The following is a 20,867-nucleotide window of genomic DNA, read 5'->3' as shown; positions in this document are numbered from 1 at the left end:
GCTTGATTGTAGGTCTACACGATAAAACAGAGATAATCAACTTAGGTAAAATCGACCTGCCTGCACAAAAAAACTGGACGGAATAATCTCTGTGTCCAGACTGGTGAGAAAATTAAAACAATGCATGTACACGCACCGCCCCTGTTTGGTTCGAACCGTTAGATTTTAGGTTAACGCCCCTGACAGGCCGAGCTCGCGAAACTGCCCTGAGTAGGGGGTTAATGCTCTAAGGGGGCTATAGACCTAGAAAAAAGCACGGGTAATCTGAAGGTTGGATATGAACGTTAGACAGCATAACCATTGCGTATAACAACAGACGAGTTGAAGGAAAAAAACTGCTAAACGTCCGCTTCTGGCACAAACCGGACTGTCAGATTCGATTGCGATCTATCTACGATTACTCCAAGTCAGGTTTGAGCCAATGCACCTTTGCTGGGAAAACACCAGTCCAGTTCAAAACTCAGCCCACAAGTTTTAACCCCGTTTTCCCGCTTTCAACAATGCTCCCGCTATCGGCCTTGCTAACAAATTCAGCCCACCATTGCATCATTGGACGTCGTTGCTCAAGATAATCGCTTCGATTATAAGCTCGTCGTACCTCATTTTTGTCCACATGAGCAAGTGCGGCCTCAATAACATCAGGCGGAAATCCCTCCTCATTGAGTGCCGTACTAGCAATAGAACGTAAGCCGTGTGAAACGAGTACGCCTCCTAAACCCGCACGCTTAAGGGCTGCATTCACTGTCTGGCTGTTCATCGGCTGGGTAGGCTTAATGCGACTGGGAAAGATAAATTCTCGGCCACCACTAAGTGACTTCATCATTTCCAGAACAGAGAGGGCCTCATCGGATAGTGGAACCGTATGGTCCCGGTTCATCTTCATTCGGGCTGCAGGAATTTTCCATTCGCTAGCATCAAAATCGATCTCATCCCATCGAGCTTCAGCGGCTTCGGCAGGGCGGGTAATGGTGAGAAGCTGCCACATGAACAGGCATCGTGTGGACAGGCTGATACTTGCTGTGCGCATAGTTTGCATTAGTTGTGGGAGTTGATCCGGGCGGATACTAGGCATGTTTTTCTTCTGCGGTTTCTCGGACGCTTTCCCGATGTTTACGCTGGGAACTGCATCAATCAAGCCTGTGTTCTGCGCATAAATCATGACTTCGTTTATACGCTGACAAAGGCGGCGAACAGTCTCTAATGCACCTCTGGCCTGAACCGGCTGAACTGCTTTAACCAGAGTATGAGCCTTAATCTCAGTGACACTGATATCACCGATTGCCGGGAAAACATCTCTCTCAAGCGAGCGCCAGATATCGTCGGCATAGTCCTCTGTTACGCTGGTTTTCTTCACATTCCACCAACGCTCGGCAACTAACAAGAAGGTATTGGTTTTGGCCTGTTGAGAATTTCTCACCTGTTCTTTCTGATGCTCCTGAGGATCAATGTCTTTCGCCAGTAAAGCTCGAGATTCAGTTCTGAGTTTACGTGCATCAGAAAGCGAGACGGCAGGATAGGCACCGAAGCTCTGTTTGGTTCGCTGCTTGGTCAAAGGCCGATAGTAACGGAATTGCCAGAGCTTACTACCACTGGACTTGATTAACAGAGTAAGCCCGTCACCATCATATAGCTGGTAATCGGCATCTTTAGGTTTGGCGGCTTTGATTTCCGTATCGGTTAACGGCTTGATTTTTCTTGCCATGGGGAGCAGGTCAGGGCCTAAAAGGTTCGGATTTAATTAGTTCTCTTCGGACTTCGCGGGACAAATTGAGGGCACAAAAAAGCCCGCAGGGCTTGCGCCGTGCGGGCTCTTAGGACTTCATCGGATGACTCTGGTAATCACCGATGGAGAGTTTTGGTGGGCTGGCGGAGTCTGAATTGGCTAATTAAATCATTGTTTAATATTAGCTAAGTGTTGGTTCAACTTTTCTTTTGGGCCTATCGATGGGCCTAAAAGAAAATCTTAGCCGTTTTTAACGAAAATTTGCTGTGCGAGCAGAGCTCTGATCCTATCTTACCTATCGATTTGCCGCCAGCATTGCGGGATAGTGTTTAGCGATGATGTCGTTCATCTTCTCAACTAACTTAGGTTGTTTGAACGTGAGATGTGCAGTGCCTTTCTGAAAGTAGCGGATCGAAAAGTATGTATCGTCGTAGACATCCTTACCGGGGTTATCGCGGATGTGATTCATCAGGTTGATGGAAATGTCTGCGCGATTGTCAGGTATCGCTTTACCATCGAGTAAAAACAACATCCGTTCCAAATCTGCCAACTGGTCGCGACGAAATCCCCAAGTCAGGCTGTAGCCCCAGCGGTTGTGCGTCACCAGATTGCTAATGATAATCTTCTTGCCGAAAAAGCACGGGCTATTAGTTTTGAAATCCCATGACAGCCCTTTGAACAGATTGATGATGCCGCGCTCAAACACATCCGCTTTGCTCTGATGCAGCTGTTCAAAGGTGCTGAAGATATTGGCTTCGCTGATGGCCGGTAGATCGCCATCTTCCAGGTTCTGATACCACTGAGTACGGGCCTGCGCGTCCATCAGCGAGAGCATGCCGGATTTTAGCATCAGGTCTCGCCACAGGCTGCGGTCGATGTTACGGGTGATAACTGGCATTGCTTTATCCAGCTTTTCCATCAGCCAGCAGTCATATCGATGGCCTTGCTTCATCGCCCAGTCAGAGGAGTTGCCACCACCGATTCCGGCAGTGAGCTGGGAAATGACGTCGAGCTGCTGAATCAATTGTTCAACTTGCACCAGTGCTGCATCACGTCCGGTGACGATGCGTTCGATGCTAGTGGAGCAGATAATGTCAGTATGGTCGGTAAGCACATCTGATTCCGGTTGCATGTTGTCTCCATAGATAAAAACATCCGCAGGTTTAAGAGCGGGTGCATGTGTTGATGTGAGAAAGGAATATGAAAGGATTAGGCTTTCACCGTTACCATTCAAAGGTGTCAAACCCCGGCAGCAGTTCGCCAAACGCATCGAGATGAATCAGGCCGATGCCGTAACGGCTTATCAGGGTAGCAACCAGGCGTCGGCAGGATTTCGACATTCCCCGCCGTTTAAGCTGCAACAGCGGATATGACCAGGCATCCAGCCGGATGAAGTAACCCGAGCCGGTGAAGTGTACCCACTCCCCATCGCTGTATTCCTGCGCCTGATGAGATAGCGCATACAGCAGCGAATTATCCTCGCTGGTGATATGGGCAGTGCTGCAGCAGACGCCAGCCAGGCGGGAGCCAGCAGGCAATGGGGTTTCGACAATCACCTCGCCGGGTTCCTCCGCGATACGCAGCGTCAGCCCTTGAGCATTAACGGCAGCTATCAGCTCAGCGAGCTCGACACCGTCAACATCGAGCGCGATTTTCCCCATGTTCAATGCCAGCACATTGATACTGGTAGCGTTAAGGTTCAGACCGATTTTCACTGTGTTTTGTCCTCCCGATACCGGCCCGTTGTGATGCGGGTTATGGTGCTGTAGCCGCTGCTCACTATCAGTCCGGTTGCACGACGGGCACGCAGAATGTCGATGGCACTAACTAGCGATGAGCGCTCGCTGAGGTTGAAACGGCTGTTGTCGGTACGTACCAGCTCATACCTTTCCACAATGAAATTGACGGCGTCGCACAGGGAGATACCGGCGTTGATGTGCGCCTGAATTACGCTGTCGTCGCCAAACGGCGTGTCGATGAGCGTGAGGCCATAGTGTTTATCCAGCAGATGTGTGAGCAGCAGTTGCCAGACCTGCACGGGCGACGGGCATGGCTCAGCCGCCCGTGGCTCGGGTAAAGGTAAATTTTGCATGTGGTGTGATCCTGTTGTCAGATACGGTAGGTCAGCCGGTGACTGCCGGAGAGGGATAAATCGTGATGTAAATGTAACCGTGTGAACCGAGCGTATCGGCTTCGCAGGTCAGCCCAATGTGATGCAGGGTAACGCGTTGCTGCTGGCGGGGATTCAGCTCACCAGATGACAACATCTGTTCCAGCTGTTTCATTATCAGCGCAAAAGCCTGATCAAGGCGAAGTGCTTCATCGTCGCTGAAGTCGCCAGTAAACCCTGCCCGTTCAGCCAGAAAGTGCAGCCGGTTGCCTTCCTGCACCAGCCTGGCTCCAAAGCACGGAGTTTTACTGCACATCAGCCCCCATTGTTGAGAATCCATATGTCCTCCTTCATGACCAGCCGCGCTCGGCGAATGAGACAATCTCTTTGCTGCCGACAATTAGATGGTCCAGCACGCGCACCTCAACCAGCGCCAGCGCTTTTTTCAGCCGTTCGGTGATGCGTCGGTCGGCGTCACTGGGCTCGGCATATCCGGACGGATGGTTGTGGGCAAAGATGGCCGCAGCGGCGTTGTGCCGCAGTGCGGCTTTAACCACTTCGCGGGGATGAATTTCCGTACTGGTGATAGAGCCGTGAAATAGCGTTTCATGCGCCAGCAGCCGGTTCTGGTTGTCCAGAAACATCACCATGAACACTTCCCGCTCCAGCCCTGATAGGTTCAGCCGCAGCCAGTCGCGGGTGAGTGATGCTGAGGTAAACGACACGCCCGGTTCACGCAGGTGATTTTCGATCAGCGTCAGGGCGCGTTTTATGGTGCGGTGTGATGAAAGTGGAAGAGATAATGCAGTCGTTTCCATAATGTCCTTCGGCATCAGTCGATGATGTGCATGATGGCGCAGCTTTCAGGATGGCTCAGCGCAAATTCGCGCAGATAATAGTAGTGTTCGCTCATAGCAAGGCTGCCGGTTCTGCAGGCATGGTGACTCCAGTTCAGCAGACAAACGCTAATACCAGCGGCTTCGCTGGTCATCTTTGCGCTGTTACCATTCAACTTGTTGAAAATTGCCCAGCGGTCCTCGCTGTCAGGTGCGATAAAGGCACCGCCGTTGCTGAGCGTGAAATAATTCCAGTATCCGCCGTTGTAGGCTTCGCACAGGCGATCCATCCAGGCGAAAGTGCGAGGCTCCAGCAGCATCCACTGCGGGATCTTCCCGAAGTGCTTCGGCCAGAAGTTAAGACGCTGCCTGTCGGGTACGGATGATGCGGTGATGAGTGATGTGGTTTGATCCATGTTGATTCCGTATGAGTAGTTTGAAAACAAAAAGGCCATGCTTCCCGGAGGAAGCATGGCCTGACGTTGATTAATTTGCGGTCTGTTAAAAAACGCTTAACCGGCAGTATTTCTGCAACCGCTAAGATCGTTCAGCACTTTTCTCGTATTTCCTGTGCCAGGCGTGAAGCTGCCTGCTTTTTTATCGTTCACATAGACATCGAATGCGGCAGTGTTACCCAGTGCGTCGATAAATGAAATCCAGGCATTATCACCATTCCGCCATCCCAGCGAGGCAGGTATAGGAAACTGCTGGTCATCCATTACTACAGTGATGGATGTTTGCTCATCGCGAGAATTGGCACGGTTGCCGTCTGGCAGGTCGATAAGCACACTGTGCTGCAGTACATTCTGCTCATCCGGGTTTGTCGTGCAGTTGAGGTTAAAAGTGGCATTCTGCTGGTTTGTAATCAGATATTCGGTGACACCCTGGCCGAAGCCACTGCTCCACATGTTAGGAGCCGCAAAAGAAGTAATGGGAAATAAGAATATAGTCAAAATCGATAGTTTTTTCATATCCAAACCTTAATTGATTATATTTTATTTTTTGTCAGGCCATTTATAACGGAATACTTCTTTTCCATTATACAGTCCGACCATGTCATCAAACTGAGGTCTTTTACTGTTAGGCAGAAATGTTACTTTCATGTTGGGACTGCACAACTCCTTAGCTGTTACATTAAATTTGACATCAGGAGTGATTGTGTAACCCTTTGCAATATAATCGGTTACACTGTTCTTATTACCTGGGTTGATCCATCCCCAAACGCCAGCCTCGCAATTTTTCGAAGGTGCAGATCGTATCAGAATAAATCCACCAGTCGCGTCAATTTCAGTAGCCTGGCACATTTTTCTTACCTGCTGGTAAGCATTGCACCAAAACCTGTTGCCATTCTTATTGTTGACTGCTGCAGGTAACACACCTTTATAAAGGTTGGATGCCTCCGCTGAATTTGATGAAATTATTCCAGTTGCGATTACAGATATTAATAACAATAATTTTGTTTTTTTCATTTAAGGTCCTTTTATTTGGTTAAATACTTTTGGGGTTAAAGGAAGATATAACGTCTTCGATACACTGAAAGTGAGGTAATGCCTGGAGAAATTCCGGGCGTAAAAGCACGCTTGTGAACTCTCTTTTCGGTGTAAACATCTCTGAATGAAACGTGACGGAATGAATGATGTGCAGCGGGAAAACGGTTATTTGCCCGAGATGTTCTCCTGCCAGAAACCAGCCACCGGCACTGAAAATTAGCCGGTAAGGTGCAAGGCCATCACAACGGCATCCGTCGGCGAGCAAGGTAATGCGGCGTTGCTCAGTAGCTGCTTTGACGAGGCGAGTAAAAATACCCGGACGGGGTGGTGAAGCTGGCGATTCATGATGCCAGACAAGGCAAGGCGGAGAGCTCTGACGATTCAGAAGTGAGCTGACCAGATGGCTGTCCATATCCGGAAACAGCGTGCCAATACCTGACTGGCGGGCAAATTGCATCGCAGCCTCTTCCCTGAGTTCATGCCGCCCTCCCGTCAACAGGCGGCAGCAGCCGTTCTGATATTCGAGATCGAGGTAAATTAACCGTTCGCGAAAATCGCGCTGCAGCGTGCGTTCCGAAACACCAAATTCTGCCGCAAGCATGCGTACATTCAGCGTTTCGCCAGCGATCAGGCGGCTGATAATCAGCGACAGCCGAACAGACAGGCGATCATAGCGACGCTCAGCCTGAGACATTTATGATCTCCATGACAGGTAAGTGATTAATAAAGATGGCGTTAATGTAATGTGCGCAGTGGACAGGTTGTGTCGTCGGCGCGTGGCTACATGGTTAGTGCAGATCGATACGCTGGGTGCGAAGTGGGGAGGGGTTACGGGTTTACAGCTGGTATTATCATCTTCTGATGCCGACAGGTTGTGTCGTTGATGCTGGAATTGTCTGTAAAGCAATGGATAAACGAAATAATTCACCATCGACACGATGGTGATTCATTTACTCAGAAGAAAATCCAGTCCCAAACAGCACGCGCCATCGACACGACGGCATCCCGGACACTATTAATCACGGCTTTAAATGACTGAGGTAGAGTCGTTGTCGCTGAATCAAACACTGCGCCTGCCGCGCGACCAAAATCTTCACGCGCCTGCTTTTTTACTGATGCAGTGCACAACCTCTCGTGCAGTTGCGTTGCCAGAGGACTGGTCGCTCGATCCGGGAGACTACGCATCATGGTTTCGACCAGCAACGGGAGGTTCCATTCCGTTCTGGCAGAGATGCTGCATATTGGGTTAAAGGGTGAGAACAGGTGGCGAATGGATTCCTTTCTGGCATCAATATTAGCCGACTGATTCGATGATGGTGTGTTGCTGGTGGCGTTCCATTCATGGCAGGGTTCAATTTTATCGGCCTGATTGATGACAAACAGAACCCTGTGTTGATAGTCAGTCATCACCCGCTGATAAAAACGCTCATCAATAGAGAAAGCGCGATCATCGGCTTTGATAACCCACAGGATTAGATCCAGCTCAGGAAGGATATTGCGGTACAAAGCTTCGTACTCCTCATCGCGCATTTCGCTTTCGCCGACGCCAGGCAAATCGATCAGTATCAGGCTGTGTTCGCCGCTGTAAAGACGAAAATGCAGCGCCTCTCGGGTACAAGCGGTGATGTCACTGACAGGTGTCACTTCTCCGGCAAACAGGGCGTTGCAGACACTACTTTTGCCAGATCCTGTTTTCCCCATGATGCCAATCACGGGTTCGTATCTGGTAAGTGTGTGAAAGTGGTCGAGGATAAGATTTCGAACAGTGGCAGGAAGGGAAGCCAGCGGCTTCTCAATGGCCTGAAAGCCGTCAGATTTGGTCATGTAGAGATCTCAGCGTGAAAATAAAAATCCCCGCGATCCATAAAGAATGCGGGGGACTCACTGAGATGATATCTATCTGAAATTATTTTAAATGCATGAAAAAACTCGATAATGTGATCAATTCTGGTTGAGAATGTATCATGCACAATTGATGGCAACGTCAACTAGGAATCGTCTCTTAAGACTTCCCTCTGTCGTTGTTTAGTGCTATATCGATAGCTGTTCGGTAGACGTTTTCATCTGGTAAAGTTACGTTATTGAATGCTTCCTGAACTTTGTAAACGGTAGTTGAATGAGGAGGCAATCCTTTTAGCGGAACGGTTGAACCGTCAATCGTATTTGTATCGTGCTCGTAGGCAAGAAACGTGATCGACGCGGGTTGCAGTGCATAACGAATCAAGCCACTGGCCCCACCAAGGCGTCCCATTATTCTTGTGTAAACCGGATACGGGCATACCAAAAATAAGCCTTTTCGGCATAATGCTTCGCGTTGTAACACCTGACCCTTATAAATCAGTTGCGGCAAGATTCGCTTATTAACATTTTCCCAGTTCATGCCAACTGTCGTCGTTGGGTTTGTGCGTTCAGGTGAAAGCAAACCTTCCCGCCCATTGCGGTAATTACCCGTTGTATCGATAGTCTGTACTTCAACAGCGACAAATTCTTTTAACTTACCATTAGCATCAAGCAGTGCTGACCCTGACCCCGAATATGATCCATTCATAATCAGGAATAACCGGCTTCAGTCTGGCTGCATATTCTGGCAACCGGCAGATTTTTCGGCAAATTCTGAGGGCGTCATCCAGCCCAGCGCAGAATGGGGACACCTCTGGTTATAGTGTATGCGCCAGGCCTCGATTTTGCACCGTGCATCCTCCAGAGACATGAACCAGTTCTCATTCAGACATTCCTGCCGTAACCTGCCATTGAAGGACTCCACTGTCGCGTTGTCCGTTGGTTTTCCCGGGCGAGAGAAGTCGATCCTGATGCCTCTCTCATACACCCACCTGTCCAGCATTTTCCCTGCAAATTCAGAACCATTATCGGTTTTCAGTAACTGCGGTAAAGGGCGCCTGATCGCTATGCTGTTCAGCATTTCTGCCACTTCCGTTGAACGCAGATTCTGTCCCACGCATATCCCCAGGCATTCGCGGGTGTAGAGATCGATTACCGTCAACAGGCGCAGTCGTCGCCCGTTAAACAACGCATCAGAAACAAAATCCATGCCCCAGACGTGATTCGGATACAGACCCTGAGGCTGCGGTTGTCGGCGCTGGGCCGATTTATTGCGGCGTGGCCGTTTGAGGCGCAGCGACAGCCCCTGCTCACAGTAGAGGCGGTAGATTCTTTTGTGATTATCGCGCCAGCCTTCCCGCCTGAGCATCACGTGTACCCGGCGGTACCCGTAATGAACGCGGGTTTCGGTTATCTCACGGATACGCAGCCGCAGTGCGCTGTCGTCGGCGGCCACAGAACGATATCGAAACGAGCTGCGGCTGACCCGCAGCGCAAAACAGACCTGTCTCTCACTGGCTCCGTAGCGGGCTTGCAAATCCCTGACCCATTCGCGCAGGCGTGCCAGCGTCAGCTCTTTTTTGCCAGCACGTCCTGCAGCATCGCCTTGTCGAGGCTCAGATCGGCAACCAGCCTCTTCAGCCGCAGGTTTTCCTCTTCCAGCTGCCGCATATGCTTCAGCTCCGAAGGAGAAATGCCGCCGTATTTTTTACGCCACGTATAGAAAGTAGCATCCGAAATGCCCAGCTTGCGACAGACGTCCGGCACGGACGTCCCCAGCTCGGCCTGCTTCAGGGCAAAGACAATCTGCTCTTCGGTGAATCGTGACTTTTTCATCGGCACCACCTCCGTTCAGGGGAGTATTTATCATGCCGGAATTCTGTTTCTGAATGGAGCAGGATTTTGGGTCAGGGTCAAATAAAGATGACAAAAATGAAGTTGCCAAAATAATGATTTCCAAACCCGTTCCCTATATCAACGGTGATATGTTCTTTGTCCTTTTAAAGTGTAATGATCTTTTTTGCCACTGTATTAGAGAGAACCAGCATGGAGAACAGAACTGAGGTGACGAAAGTGAGCACAATCAACAGCAGCTTCATGCCGAGAGACGTTACTGGTATCAGCACCGTCAGCAGATGAAACACCGAGTAGTGCACAATATATACGCCAGTCATCGTTTTGCTAATGCTGGCCAGAATGGACTCCTTAAATTCGGCATTGCGGCGAAAGCGAACTCCGTTCGCCGCAATCACCAGCGCGATGATCAAAACGTAGATTTGCGAGCCCGTGAGAATAAAGGCGTTTCTGTCAGCCTTGAAGAGGGCAAAAAAGAAGTGGCGCTCGTAAAACCATGTGAAGAGATAAATAAATGGAATGGCGACCGCTGCTGCCTTGACCACATTCCTGCGGCTTATCCACTCGGCGATTTTTGGATCGCAGAAAAGCTGCCCCGTCAGGTAAAACAGTAACCACGTCCACAGGCGATACTGCGGTGACAGAGAAAGAACGTGCGCGTTAGGATAAAGCGCAGATAACAGATCGTATCCGTAGGAAAAGACCAGCAGGGCAGCAATTGCGCCGCAGAACAGCCCCCGCCGCTTGCTGAGCCATTCCACTGCCGGATGGAAGGTGTAAATCACAACAAAAGCGAACACAAACCATGGTTGGATTAAATATCCTCGCTGATAAGGCTCCCACAGATAATAGATAGTTACCCAGAACAGGAAAACGATTACAAGATTTTTAATTTTATCCAGTTGCCAGCAAGTGTCGTGCCGGGATTGTCCGTCCAGATAACCTGCAACCACAAAAAACAGAGGTGTGGCAATCGTCGAGATAAAGGTTAAAAAACCGAGGATCCAGTGATAGTCATAATCATAATAATCCCAGGTATTATAGATGGTGTAGAAGGTGACTGCCGTCATACAGCCCAGCGTCTTGATAATGTTCAGCCCTGTCGCATTCATTGTTGTTTGGTTTCGTCCTTACGATGAAAACACGCATAAATCACGGGGAGTACCAATAGCGTCAGGATCGTGGCAAACCCAAGTCCAAACATAATCACAACGGCCATACTCTGGAAGAAAACATCCAGTAGCAGCGGCGCCAGTCCAAGTACCGTAGTAAATGCGGTGAGCAGGATAGGGCGCAGGCGCGAAGTGGCGGCATAAATGATCGCACTGTGCTGGTCCTTTTGCATTTTCTGCTGTTCGATCTCTTCTACCAGCACGATACCATTGCGAATCAACATTCCACTTAGGCTGAGCAGGCCAATCAGCGCCATAAAGCCAAAGGGGATGTCGGTAATCAAGAATCCCGGCGTGACGCCAATCAACGCCAGCGGTACGGTCAGCCAGATAGCGACGGCGTTTTTTACTGAGCTGAACATAAGAACCGTTATCACAAACATCACTAGATATCCCAGAGGCAGCGTGGTGAAAAGCCCTTGCTGAGCTTCGCTGGAGTTCTCCGCGTCACCTCCCCACTCAATGCTGTAGCCGTGTGGCAGGCTGAGGGCATCAATTTGGGGTTTCACGCGGGCGAGAATATCGCCTGAGGTTTGCTGACTCAGCGGATCCGGGTCGCTCTGAACCGTTAGTACCCGAGAGCGGTCGCGGCGAAGAATGAGCGGATCTTCCCACTCCAGTGAGAAACTGCTGACGACATTACTCAGGGGGATATACTGCTGCCGTGTCTGACTCCACACCAGCACGTTGTTCAGGTGATTGGCATCCAGCCGTTCGCTCTCCGGGGGACGCACCACCACTGGCAGGAGGTCACTGCCTTCACGATACAATCCCACCCGACTGCCGGAGAAATTCATCTCCAGGGCGTTATCAACATCCTGTTTATCAACGCCAAGCTCACGGCCCAGTGCGGCAATGAACTGCGGGCGGATCACCTTGCTACGGTTTTGCCAGTCGTTCCTGACGCTGCCCGTGGCCGGGTCGCGCACGAGAATGTCGTCTACCTGGCTGGCTATCAAACGCAGCCTGTCTGGATCGGGCCCTTTAATTCGTACTTCAATGGCACTGTCACCGGAGGTGCCAAACATCACCCGTGATGTGCTGGCGTTCACCTGGGGATAGTTTCGCGAGATGTACTCATCAACGTGTCGGGTTAAGGCGGATATGTTGCGCTGGTCATCCATTCTCACCATGATCTGCGCATAGTTGCTGTACTGCCGCTGCCCACTGTAGGTCAAAATAAACCTCATACTTCCCTGACCAATTGTTGAAATGGTGGTTTCCACGCCCGGCTGGCCGTTAATCGTCGTTTCAATATCGCTGGTCATTTGCTCGGTCCACTTGATATTGGTGCCGTAGGGCAACCAGAGGTCGACAAAGAAAATCGGTGTATTGGACGACGGGAAAAAGTTTTGCCGTACGGCGCTGAAACCCCAAATAGACGCTGCCAGCAGTGCAGCCATCACCATGAGTGTCGTCGCTTTATTGTGCAACAATGTATTAAGCAGTTGCTGATAGAGGCGATAGAGGCGTTTGTCGTAAGCATCTGACTTGTCTGTTTTTTCAGGTGAATGGTGGTTTTTGAACAACCACCATTTAATCAGCGCCGGCGTGATGGTGAGCGCGGAGAACCAGCTCAGCATCAGTGAAATCAGCAGTACCTGGAACAGTGATTTACAGTATTCCCCGGTGGAATCCTGTGAGAGCCCGATTGGCGCAAACGCCAGAATGGCGATTACCGTCGCCCCCAGCAGCGGCAGGGCTGAACGACGGATGATGTAATTGACGGCGGTCAGCAGCGGTGAGCCTTGCTGTCGGGCAATGAGTACTCCGTCAACAATCACGATGGCATTATCCACAAGCATACTAAGGGCGATAATCAACGCTCCGAGCGAAATGCGCTGTAGCTCAATCCCCCATAGATACATGATCAACAATGTACCCAGTACGTTAAGCGCTAGGGAGAAGGCGATGATGATCCCGCTCCGTACACCCATAAAGATCAGCAGCACGCCGATCACAATCGCCAGCGCCATCAGGAAGTTAATGATAAAACCGTCAACAGAGTGACTCACTTCGGCGGCCTGATCGTAAAACGGATCTATGTGTATACCTGCCGGTTTTTCCGCCGACATATGGTTTATCTTCGCTTCCAGCGCGTGGCCCACGTCGATAACGTTTACGCCGGGAATAAATGAGACGCCTATGGTGACGGCTTTTCTGCCGTTGGCATGGTAGATACTGGCTGGCGATTCGTTAAGGCCGCGCGACAGCGTGGCTATATCCCTCAGCCGTGTGGCCGCCCCGGTGCCTGAAGGCGTGATAATGAGATCCGCCAGTTCATCGAGATTATCGAACTCACCAGAGGGGGTCAGGCGAATAGATTCGGTGCCGGAAGTAATTTCTCCAGCGTTGGAAACGACGTTAAGCCTGCTGAGCTGAGCTGAAAGGGTATTAAGCGTAATACCACGCGCGGCCATCTTGACCAAAGATATATCAATATTGACCTGCTGGCTGATGGCCCCACCGATGGCGACCTTAGCGACTCCGGGTACAAGAATCAATTCGCGACGCAACTGCTCGGCGTAGCGAACGAGTTCGGGGTTATTGAATTCATCACCGGAAATCGAGAAGAAAAAGCCGAATACATCACCGAAATCGTCATTCACAAAAGGGGGGACGACGCCCGGCGGGAATTGACGCGAGGCATCCCCAACGCGACGGCGTAGTTCATCCCAGATCTGCGGCAGTTCGTTCGAGTGATAGCGTGAGGCAATGTTAACGGTGATTTGCGACAGACCATTTGAAGAGATGGAGCTGACATTGTCCAGATAAGGCAACTGTTGAAGGGCATTCTCTAATGGCAGAGTTACCTCTTCTTCTACCTGCTGAGCGGATGCGCCGGGATAGTATGTTATCACCACTGCCGTTTTAATGGTAAAGGCGGGATCTTCCAGCCTGCCGATATTCAAAAGTGCAAAAATACCCCCGATCCCAAGCATCAGAATTGTTAGCCAGACGCGAATAGGGTTATTGATAAATTGACGAGAGATATCCATTACAGCCCCCGTTCACGCGTCCAGATGCGCACCGGCTGGTTAGCATGTAGCTCCCCAACGCCTGCGGCCACCACGCGTTCACCGACTTTAAGCCCACTGGTGATTATCACGCCCTCGGTGCTCACTTGCCCCACGCTGACCTTGCGGTCTTCAAGGTGGAGCGTGTCGCCTTCACCCGTGACTACCCAGACATGCGGCTCATTACGCGGACTATTATTCGGATTAAAGACCGCCTCAATCGGTATGACCAACCCATGAGTGCCAGTGCCAGCAGGGAGGTTGGTTAAATTGATGGTAACCGTACCGCTTATGCCACCAACGGCGGGAAAATCATCTGGTCGCGGCATGGTAAGTATCACCTGCCAGGTCAGGGTATTGTTGTCGCTGCTGCCCGAGTGTTCCTTGTAGACAGCGGTAAATTCCCGATTCGGGATAGCGTTAATTCTCACCACGGGGCGATACTGTGCGTTACGGATATCAAACGTTTTGAACAGGTTCTCAGGAATACTAAACACCACGTCCAACTGGTCGGTTCGGGTCAAGGTTACAATGGGCTGACCGGCAGACACCACCTGGTGGTTTCGTACATGAACGCTGGCTGCCGTCCCGCTGAAGGGGGCGACAAGCGTCATCTGATTCAGCTCTTCACGGGCAATTTGTAGCGCCGCATTCGCAGAATCGCGATTCGTACGCTGAACATCCATTTCTGCTTTCGAGATAGCTTGGCGTCCCGCCAGCGTCTGGAAGCGTGCGAATTGCCGCTGGGCTAATGTTGCCGCCGTTTGTCTGTCGTTAACCCGCTGCTCGGCTTCTCGGGCGTTCAATCTGGCAAGCTGTTGCCCCTGCTTGATCGCTGCGCCCTGGCGAATATCGAGCGTGTTAATTTGACCTAAACGCTTGAAGGAAAGGTCTGTGGAATCACCCGATTCAATACGGGCGGGAAAAACGCGCTGCTGGGCGTGACCAGGGACAGTAACCACCGCCACCTTTACCATTCGCGGCAGGGAGGGGACTTGTTCAGATTTCAGATCACACGCCGTAAGCGTTAACATAACGAATGGTAAAAGAGAGATGTAGCGGTTCACTGTATTCCCCTAATAAATAACCTTTTTATTTATTTCGCAACAGAAAATGGGGTGAAGCTATTCTGCCAGAACAGTGACAACTATATAGGTAAATAAACCAATTGCAGTGCTACCGATAATAGCAAAGGCAATAAACATACAAAGTCGGATCAGGTTTACACCATACATAAATTTCTCCATAAGCCGGACGCCGGCGACAGGAACAGTAATATTAAGCGTATCGTGTGACAGAGTATGAGCATAGTCGCTGAATAAATAAATGTTAAATAACAATTATCAGGAACCTGTTGCACAATGACAAAAGGTTAGCGACATCACCGCGCAGATTCTTAATAACATCCTGATATTCCTGTGCTACGTTTAATAGCACCCGTCTCTTCTTCCGTGACAGGAATTAAATCGCAACCCCTGATTTTTATGCGGTTTCTCCTGACTCACTCATTCTCGTTTAGGTTATGAAAAGGATACACGATATGTATAAAAACATTCTGGTTCCGGTAGATGTATACGAGGCTGGCCTGACTGACAAGGCGTTGCAGCACGCACAGTTTTTGGCGCAAAGTGCATCGGGTGAGGTTCATTTGCTGCATGTCATGCCAACATTTTCAACTGAACTGACACGTGGTTTTATTTCAGATGCGCGAAAGATGGATGAATATATGATTAATAATTCGAAAGAAAAACTGTCTGCTCTGGTCAAAAAATTGAATCTGCCTGAAGGGCATGTTCATCTTCATGTACGTAGCGGGAATGTCCGGGATGAAGTTATTAAGCTGGCGGATGAAATTGCTGCCGGTGCGATTATTGTCGGCTCTCGAAATCCAAATATTCAAACCCATTTGTTAGGGTCTGAGGCGGCAAGTATTGTTCGTTACGCACATGTTCCTGTTTTCGTTATTCGTTAATGACATGAAAGCAAGGTGATTTCTGAAAAGATTCTGAGGAATGAACGATGAAAACAGGAAAACCTGAACGTCCGTATTATCAACAAACTGTTGACGAAACCCTGTCGGGTATCGACTCTACCCCGGAGGGACTTAGCGGTATTGAGGCGTCAGCCCGTCTCCAGCAATACGGTGAGAATGCGTTACCGCAAAAAAAGGGCAAGCCTGCCTGGCTTCGCTTCCTGGCCCATTTTAATGATGTGTTGATTTACGTTCTGCTGGTAGCCGCCCTACTTAAACTCTTCATGGGCCATTGGGTTGATATGTTTGTGATCCTCGGGGTGGCCATCATCAACGCCCTGATTGGCCATATTCAGGAGAGCAACGCTGAAAAATCGCTGCAAAGTATTCGCAATATGCTCTCTAGTGAAGTTGTGGTAGTTCGACAGGGTAATCATGAAACCATCCCCACCACGGCACTGGTCCCTGGCGACATTGTGATGATTCGTGCCGGAGATCGTATTCCCGCGGACATGCGTGTGATAGAAGCGCATAGCCTTCGCGTGGAAGAGGCCATCCTGACCGGTGAATCAACCGTTGTGGAGAAAAACAGCGATGCGTTAAGCGGAGAACTGCCTTTAGGCGATCGATATAACCTTCTCTATTCAGGTACAACAGTCAGCTCCGGCGGTGGGAGAGGTGTGGTGGTCGCGACCGGTGGAGAGACCGAGCTTGGGCATATCAATCAGATGATGTCTGATATCGAAAAACACCGTACACCCCTGATGGTGCAGATGGATAAGCTCGGTAAAACTATCTTCATCATTATCCTGGTGATGATGTTGGCACTGTTTGTCTTCAGTATCCTGTTCAGAGATATGCCGGTTTCAGAGCTGGTATTGTCACTTATCAGCCTCGCTGTTGCAGCGGTACCGGAAGGGTTGCCGGCAATTATTTCCATCATTCTTTCGCTTGGTGTACAGGCCATGGCTCGTCGCAAGGCCATCATTCGTAAGCTGCCCACGGTTGAAACGCTAGGGGCGATGACGGTCATATGCTCGGATAAAACTGGCACCCTGACCATGAATGAAATGACGGTCAAAGCAGTGATTACCGCTGACACGATTTATCGTGTGGAGGGAGACAGCTACGAGCCAGTGGGGAATATTCATCCCATAGACGACCCGACGCCCGTCAGCATTACGCAGGGTTCTCTGCTGGAACGCTATCTGCGCACCATTGATCTCTGTAATGATAGCCAACTGATCAAAGACGAGCAGGGGCTGTGGAAAATTACAGGAGGACCAACCGAGGGTGCGCTGAAGGTGCTGGCGGCGAAAACTCCGCTTCCGCCGCTCGATACCGAAATGCGCAGTAAAATTCCGTTTGACTCACAGTATAAATACATGTCCACGCTTTATCGTCTTGGTAATGAAGAGGTTATTTTGATTACCGGCGCACCGGACATCCTGTTCCGCCTCTGCCAATTCCAGCAGACGAATGACGGGCTGCAGCCGTTCGCTCAGTCTTACTGGGAAGGTAAGATTGAAGAGTACGCCCGCGAAGGCTTGCGCATGGTGGCTGCGGCCTGGAAACCGGCTGGCGAAGGGCAACGAGAGCTGGATCATGCGGATCTGAGTGATGGGGTGATCCTGCTTGGCATTGCCGGCATGATGGATCCGCCGCGTCCGGAAGCCATCACCGCCATTGCCGACTGCCTCCAAGCGGGGATTCGCGTGAAAATGATCACCGGCGACCATCCGCAAACTGCGATGAGTATAGGGCAAATGTTAGGTATTGGTAATGCCGCAAGTGCCATAACTGGCCGCGAACTTGAGGCGATGGACGCTCGTCAGCTTAGTGATGCCGCACAGCAATACGATATTTTTGCACGAACCAGCCCGGAGGATAAGTTCCGCCTTGTTCAGGCATTACAAAGCAAGCAGGAAGTCGTAGGAATGACCGGGGATGGCGTGAACGACGCCCCGGCGCTAAAGCGGGCCGATGTGGGTATTGCTATGGGGATTAAGGGGACTGAAGTCACCAAAGAAGCCGCCGACATGGTTTTAACGGACGACAACTTTTCCACTATTGCCAGCGCGGTACACGAGGGGCGTCGAGTTTACGATAACCTAAAAAAGACTATTCTGTTCGTGATCCCCAGCAACATTGCCCAAGCTTTGCTGATTATCATCGCGCTGCTGGCAGGAAACCTGATTCCGTTGACGCCGGTACTGATTCTGTGGATGAACATGGCGACGTCGGCAACGCTGTCATTTGGCCTGGCGTTTGAAGCGGGTGAGAAGGGCATTATGAACCGTCCACCGCGTAAGGCGGATCTGCATGTGATGGACGGCTATGCCATCTGGCGAGTGGTGTTTGTCGGCCTGATGATTGCCATTAGCGCCTTTGTGCTGGAGGCCTGGCTGCAGCCGCGTGGTTACTCGGCGGAATTTATCCGCACCGTGCTGTTGCAAACACTGGTGACCGCCCAATGGTTTTACATGCTCAACTGCCGCGTTAATGACGGCTTCTCACTGAGCAAAGGGCTGCTGGCAAATAAAGGGATTTGGATTGTGAGCGGCGTACTGTTGGCACTGCAGCTTCTCATCATTTACGCACCGTTCATGCAGATGTTGTTTGGCACCGAAGCGCTACCGTTCCGTTACTGGGTTATAACTTTCAGCATTGGATTCGTAATGTTTCTAATTGTTGAATTAGAAAAGGTTTTAACAAAAAGATGGCGGAATAAACAACCCTGAAATAGGTTTATAGTTCAGCAAGTGGATGTGAAAACCTTACATCCACTTGCTGTCGAAAATATGGATTGAATTTAAAATGCGAAAGCTTAACTTTATAAGAGCTTAATCATGAACTCGAAATATGAAAATAAAACCAAATCAGGGGTGTTTTGTTTTTTATATGCGTGCGTAGCATTTGTCTCATCTTTCTCTGGTCAAGCAGAAGAGATGAATCTTTATTCCATAAATACAGGATCCTATGTGTATCATCTTACCCATAACCATGGGCAGTATACAGAGCACTTTGATAACAAATTTTTCTCGGTGGAAAGAAAATTTTCAGAACAATCAGAGTATAGTTTCATTCTTGGAACGATGAATAATAGCTTTAATGATAGATGCCTGGCGGCTGGCGTTAGAAAAGACTGGGTGAGTCTTAGCGATGGATTGGTTTTTAAAGGAATATATGGGTATGTAGGCGAATTTTTCTTTGACACTTTTAGTGATTGTGGGGATCACGGTTCTTATCATGATTTTAAGAAAGTTACTGGGGTTGGTTTTTCACCATATATTTACCATGGATTACAGTATAATTTCACATCCTACTTTGGGGTAGATGTCGGCATCATAATACCCTCAGTTTTTGTTATTTCCGCACAGTGGAGTTTTAAATAAGGCTCAACGAAAAACCTCTCTTCAAATGGCTTCGACTCTGGGTAATCCCCCCGAAAAACCGGTGTGTTTATAAGTAGAATTTTCTCGTAATCTGAACTTGGGGGATTTCTATGAAAAAATCACGTTTTACCGACAGTCAAATCATGACCATTCTTAGGCAAGCTGAGGCCGGAACACCGGTTTCTGAACTCTGCCGTGAACATGGCATGAGCAATGACAGCTTTTACAAATGGCGTTCTCGTTTTGGCGCTATGGATGCTTCCATGATGACCCGATTGAAAGAGCTGGAAGAGGAAAATCGCCGCCTCAAAAAGATGTATGCCGAAGAACGACTGAAAGCCGAGATCATTCAGGAAGCCATGGCAAAAAAGTGGTGAAGCCATCGCAGAGAAAGCAGATGGCGCAGGAAGCTGTCAGAAACCGAAGCATAGGCGTGCGCTTTGCCTGCCAGATGTTTGTTGTCAGTGAAAGTTGCTATCGCTATCAGCCTAAGCTCAGTGAAGAAAATGAAGCCATTGCTGACTGGCTGTTGCGCATTACTGACAGCCAGCGTAACTGGGGATTTGGCCTGTGTTTTTTGTACCTGCGTAGACTTTGTTGAATAAATCAGATTTCGGGCAAGTATCTCCGTAGCGCGTCGTGTTTTCAGGCGACACGCACGCTCTCTGGCATACCAGCCTTCGTCATTTTGTTCAGTGCACGCACCATGGCCAAAGCCTCTGCTACCTGACCATCGTAGTCACGCAGCGTCAGTGAACCTCCGAACAGTTGCTTTACCCTGTACATCGCCGTCTCCGCTATCGAGCGACGGTTGTAATCTGTTGTCCATTTCCACCGCGCATTACTTCCTGTCAGCCGCTGATTTTCTTACGACGCAGTTCGTCATGACATCGCCGCGTATCGTAAGCACCATCTGCCGCCGCTGCCCTGATTTTTCTGTGAGTCTGCCGGATGAGACCCGGGAAGGCTTCTTAGTCCGTAACGTTGTTCAGCGACAGGTCTGCACAGATGACTTCATGCGTACTAGCATCAACAGCCAGATGCAGTTTTCGCCAGATACGACGGCGCTCTTTGCCGTGCTTTTTGACTTTCCATTCGCCTTCACCAAAAACCTTCAGACCGGTGGAATCAATCACCAGGTGCGCAATTTCACCCCGGGTGGGTGTTTTAAAACTGACATTAACCGACTTTGCCCGCTTGCTGACACTGGTGTAATCCGGACAGCGAAGAGGAACACCCATCATGGCAAAAATGGAATCAATAAAGCCCTGTGCGGCTCGCAGGGTGAGCAGGAATACGCGTTTAATCACCAGGACAGTCGTGATGGCAAGGTCAGAATAACGCTGGGGCCGCCCCCGGGATGAAGGCGTTGCTGACTCATACCAGGCCTGAATCGCCTCATCGTCCAGCCAGAAAGTGATGGAGCCACGGTTGATGAGGGCTCTGTTGTAGATGTGCT

At 50.0% G+C, this 20,867-nt stretch carries 19 protein-coding genes and 2 pseudogenes; 4 read left to right on the top strand and 17 right to left on the bottom strand.

The genetic code is table 11. The features are described 5' to 3' along the window. Positions 1 to 460: 460 nt before the first annotated feature. From CNE01S_RS22220 to CNE01S_RS22145, 16 genes are all read right to left on the bottom strand, one after another. The gene (locus CNE01S_RS22220) at positions 461 to 1,702 is read right to left on the bottom strand and encodes an integrase (RefSeq protein ID WP_061278639.1); all 1,242 of its coding nucleotides are present in this window, start codon (positions 1,700 to 1,702) and stop codon (positions 461 to 463) included. Positions 1,703 to 2,018: 316 nt separating this feature from the next. Continuing rightward, positions 2,019 to 2,855: a DUF4942 domain-containing protein gene (locus tag CNE01S_RS22215; RefSeq protein WP_061278637.1), complete on the bottom strand. Its 837-nt coding sequence runs from the start codon at positions 2,853 to 2,855 to the stop codon at positions 2,019 to 2,021. A 91-nt stretch (positions 2,856 to 2,946) separates the two neighbouring features. After that, entirely contained in the window at positions 2,947 to 3,438 is a 492-nt protein-coding gene (locus CNE01S_RS22210; RefSeq protein ID WP_061278635.1) for a DUF5983 family protein, read from the bottom strand. Beyond that, the gene (locus CNE01S_RS22205) at positions 3,435 to 3,815 is read right to left on the bottom strand and encodes a TA system toxin CbtA family protein (protein ID WP_061278633.1); all 381 of its coding nucleotides are present in this window, start codon (positions 3,813 to 3,815) and stop codon (positions 3,435 to 3,437) included. The genes CNE01S_RS22210 and CNE01S_RS22205 overlap by 4 nt, the downstream gene beginning before the upstream one ends. A 31-nt stretch (positions 3,816 to 3,846) precedes the next feature. Then, positions 3,847 to 4,173 carry a type IV toxin-antitoxin system YeeU family antitoxin gene (locus CNE01S_RS22200; RefSeq protein ID WP_061278631.1) on the bottom strand — a complete coding sequence of 109 codons (327 nt, stop codon included), beginning with the start codon at positions 4,171 to 4,173 and terminating at the stop codon, positions 3,847 to 3,849. A 10-nt stretch (positions 4,174 to 4,183) separates the two neighbouring features. Further along, entirely contained in the window at positions 4,184 to 4,651 is a 468-nt protein-coding gene (gene radC, locus CNE01S_RS22195; RefSeq protein ID WP_096754170.1) for a RadC family protein, read from the bottom strand. A gap of 14 nt (positions 4,652 to 4,665) precedes the next feature. Further along, positions 4,666 to 5,085, bottom strand: coding sequence for an antirestriction protein (locus CNE01S_RS22190; protein ID WP_061278627.1), 420 nt, complete (start codon positions 5,083 to 5,085; stop codon positions 4,666 to 4,668). A gap of 96 nt (positions 5,086 to 5,181) precedes the next feature. Continuing rightward, positions 5,182 to 5,640, bottom strand: a complete 459-nt coding sequence (locus tag CNE01S_RS22185; protein WP_096753956.1) for a YfjT/YkfB family phage-associated protein — start codon at positions 5,638 to 5,640, stop codon at positions 5,182 to 5,184. A gap of 24 nt (positions 5,641 to 5,664) precedes the next feature. After that, complete coding sequence (locus tag CNE01S_RS22180) at positions 5,665 to 6,138, bottom strand: hypothetical protein (protein ID WP_061278625.1); 474 nt, start codon at positions 6,136 to 6,138, stop codon at positions 5,665 to 5,667. A 19-nt stretch (positions 6,139 to 6,157) separates the two neighbouring features. After that, complete coding sequence (locus tag CNE01S_RS22175) at positions 6,158 to 6,853, bottom strand: hypothetical protein (protein WP_061278623.1); 696 nt, start codon at positions 6,851 to 6,853, stop codon at positions 6,158 to 6,160. Positions 6,854 to 7,113: 260 nt separating this feature from the next. Beyond that, positions 7,114 to 7,983, bottom strand: a complete 870-nt coding sequence (locus CNE01S_RS22170) for a GTPase family protein (protein WP_061278621.1) — start codon at positions 7,981 to 7,983, stop codon at positions 7,114 to 7,116. Between the two features lie 178 nt (positions 7,984 to 8,161). Continuing rightward, a complete protein-coding gene (locus CNE01S_RS24840) occupies positions 8,162 to 8,707 on the bottom strand; it encodes a NotI family restriction endonuclease (protein WP_072279207.1) in 546 nt (181 codons plus the stop codon). Between the two features lie 18 nt (positions 8,708 to 8,725). Further along, positions 8,726 to 9,834 (bottom strand): IS3 family transposase gene (locus CNE01S_RS22165; protein ID WP_425430201.1). Its coding sequence is split into 2 segments (ribosomal slippage): positions 8,726 to 9,582 and positions 9,582 to 9,834, totalling 1,110 coding nucleotides; the frame shifts between segments, so codons are not numbered across the junction. 164 nt (positions 9,835 to 9,998) lie between these two features. Continuing rightward, the gene (locus tag CNE01S_RS22155; protein WP_061278619.1) at positions 9,999 to 10,964 is read right to left on the bottom strand and encodes an acyltransferase; all 966 of its coding nucleotides are present in this window, start codon (positions 10,962 to 10,964) and stop codon (positions 9,999 to 10,001) included. Beyond that, positions 10,961 to 14,023 carry an efflux RND transporter permease subunit gene (locus CNE01S_RS22150; protein ID WP_061278617.1) on the bottom strand — a complete coding sequence of 1,021 codons (3,063 nt, stop codon included), beginning with the start codon at positions 14,021 to 14,023 and terminating at the stop codon, positions 10,961 to 10,963. The genes CNE01S_RS22155 and CNE01S_RS22150 overlap by 4 nt, the downstream gene beginning before the upstream one ends. Further along, the gene (locus CNE01S_RS22145; RefSeq protein WP_061278615.1) at positions 14,023 to 15,108 is read right to left on the bottom strand and encodes an efflux RND transporter periplasmic adaptor subunit; all 1,086 of its coding nucleotides are present in this window, start codon (positions 15,106 to 15,108) and stop codon (positions 14,023 to 14,025) included. The genes CNE01S_RS22150 and CNE01S_RS22145 overlap by 1 nt, the downstream gene beginning before the upstream one ends. Before the next feature lie 473 nt (positions 15,109 to 15,581). Here CNE01S_RS22145 and CNE01S_RS22140 point away from each other — a divergent pair, with 473 nt between their 5' ends. The 4 genes and pseudogenes from CNE01S_RS22140 to CNE01S_RS25125 all read left to right on the top strand — a co-directional run. Beyond that, a complete protein-coding gene (locus tag CNE01S_RS22140; RefSeq protein WP_061278613.1) occupies positions 15,582 to 16,013 on the top strand; it encodes a universal stress protein in 432 nt (143 codons plus the stop codon). A 47-nt stretch (positions 16,014 to 16,060) separates the two neighbouring features. Beyond that, positions 16,061 to 18,754: a cation-transporting P-type ATPase gene (locus CNE01S_RS22135; RefSeq protein WP_061278611.1), complete on the top strand. Its 2,694-nt coding sequence runs from the start codon at positions 16,061 to 16,063 to the stop codon at positions 18,752 to 18,754. A 207-nt stretch (positions 18,755 to 18,961) separates the two neighbouring features. Further along, positions 18,962 to 19,408: a hypothetical protein gene (locus tag CNE01S_RS22130; RefSeq protein WP_082763271.1), complete on the top strand. Its 447-nt coding sequence runs from the start codon at positions 18,962 to 18,964 to the stop codon at positions 19,406 to 19,408. A gap of 110 nt (positions 19,409 to 19,518) precedes the next feature. After that, positions 19,519 to 20,003, top strand: a pseudogene (locus CNE01S_RS25125) (transposase); the annotation flags it as partial. A 50-nt stretch (positions 20,004 to 20,053) separates the two neighbouring features. Here the strand turns inward: CNE01S_RS25125 and CNE01S_RS22115 are convergent. Then, positions 20,054 to 20,862: pseudogene (locus tag CNE01S_RS22115) on the bottom strand (IS5 family transposase). Positions 20,863 to 20,867 lie beyond the last annotated feature (5 nt).

The sequence above is a fragment of the Cedecea neteri NBRC 105707 = ATCC 33855 genome (assembly GCF_001571265.1).
GTDB classification, from domain to species: Bacteria; Pseudomonadota; Gammaproteobacteria; order Enterobacterales; family Enterobacteriaceae; genus Cedecea; species Cedecea neteri.
This window is presented reverse-complemented; position numbering and strand designations above follow the sequence as displayed.

Bases quoted from the DNA above. Each gene is read 5' to 3' on its own strand.
- CNE01S_RS22190 (WP_061278627.1), bottom strand. From the start codon at position 5,085: ATGGATCAAACCACATCACTCATCACCGCATCATCCGTACCCGACAGG.
- CNE01S_RS22135 (WP_061278611.1), top strand. From the start codon at position 16,061: ATGAAAACAGGAAAACCTGAACGTCCGTATTATCAACAAACTGTTGAC.
- CNE01S_RS22185 (WP_096753956.1), bottom strand. From the start codon at position 5,640: ATGAAAAAACTATCGATTTTGACTATATTCTTATTTCCCATTACTTCT.
- CNE01S_RS22140 (WP_061278613.1), top strand. From the start codon at position 15,582: ATGTATAAAAACATTCTGGTTCCGGTAGATGTATACGAGGCTGGCCTG.
- CNE01S_RS22200 (WP_061278631.1), bottom strand. From the start codon at position 4,173: ATGGATTCTCAACAATGGGGGCTGATGTGCAGTAAAACTCCGTGCTTT.
- CNE01S_RS22170 (WP_061278621.1), bottom strand. From the start codon at position 7,983: ATGACCAAATCTGACGGCTTTCAGGCCATTGAGAAGCCGCTGGCTTCC.
- CNE01S_RS22155 (WP_061278619.1), bottom strand. From the start codon at position 10,964: ATGAATGCGACAGGGCTGAACATTATCAAGACGCTGGGCTGTATGACG.
- CNE01S_RS22205 (WP_061278633.1), bottom strand. From the start codon at position 3,815: ATGCAAAATTTACCTTTACCCGAGCCACGGGCGGCTGAGCCATGCCCG.
- CNE01S_RS22130 (WP_082763271.1), top strand. From the start codon at position 18,962: ATGAATCTTTATTCCATAAATACAGGATCCTATGTGTATCATCTTACC.
- CNE01S_RS22150 (WP_061278617.1), bottom strand. From the start codon at position 14,023: ATGGATATCTCTCGTCAATTTATCAATAACCCTATTCGCGTCTGGCTA.
- CNE01S_RS22220 (WP_061278639.1), bottom strand. From the start codon at position 1,702: ATGGCAAGAAAAATCAAGCCGTTAACCGATACGGAAATCAAAGCCGCC.
- CNE01S_RS24840 (WP_072279207.1), bottom strand. From the start codon at position 8,707: ATGAATGGATCATATTCGGGGTCAGGGTCAGCACTGCTTGATGCTAAT.
- CNE01S_RS22180 (WP_061278625.1), bottom strand. From the start codon at position 6,138: ATGAAAAAAACAAAATTATTGTTATTAATATCTGTAATCGCAACTGGA.
- CNE01S_RS22175 (WP_061278623.1), bottom strand. From the start codon at position 6,853: ATGTCTCAGGCTGAGCGTCGCTATGATCGCCTGTCTGTTCGGCTGTCG.
- CNE01S_RS22215 (WP_061278637.1), bottom strand. From the start codon at position 2,855: ATGCAACCGGAATCAGATGTGCTTACCGACCATACTGACATTATCTGC.
- radC (WP_096754170.1), bottom strand. From the start codon at position 4,651: ATGGAAACGACTGCATTATCTCTTCCACTTTCATCACACCGCACCATA.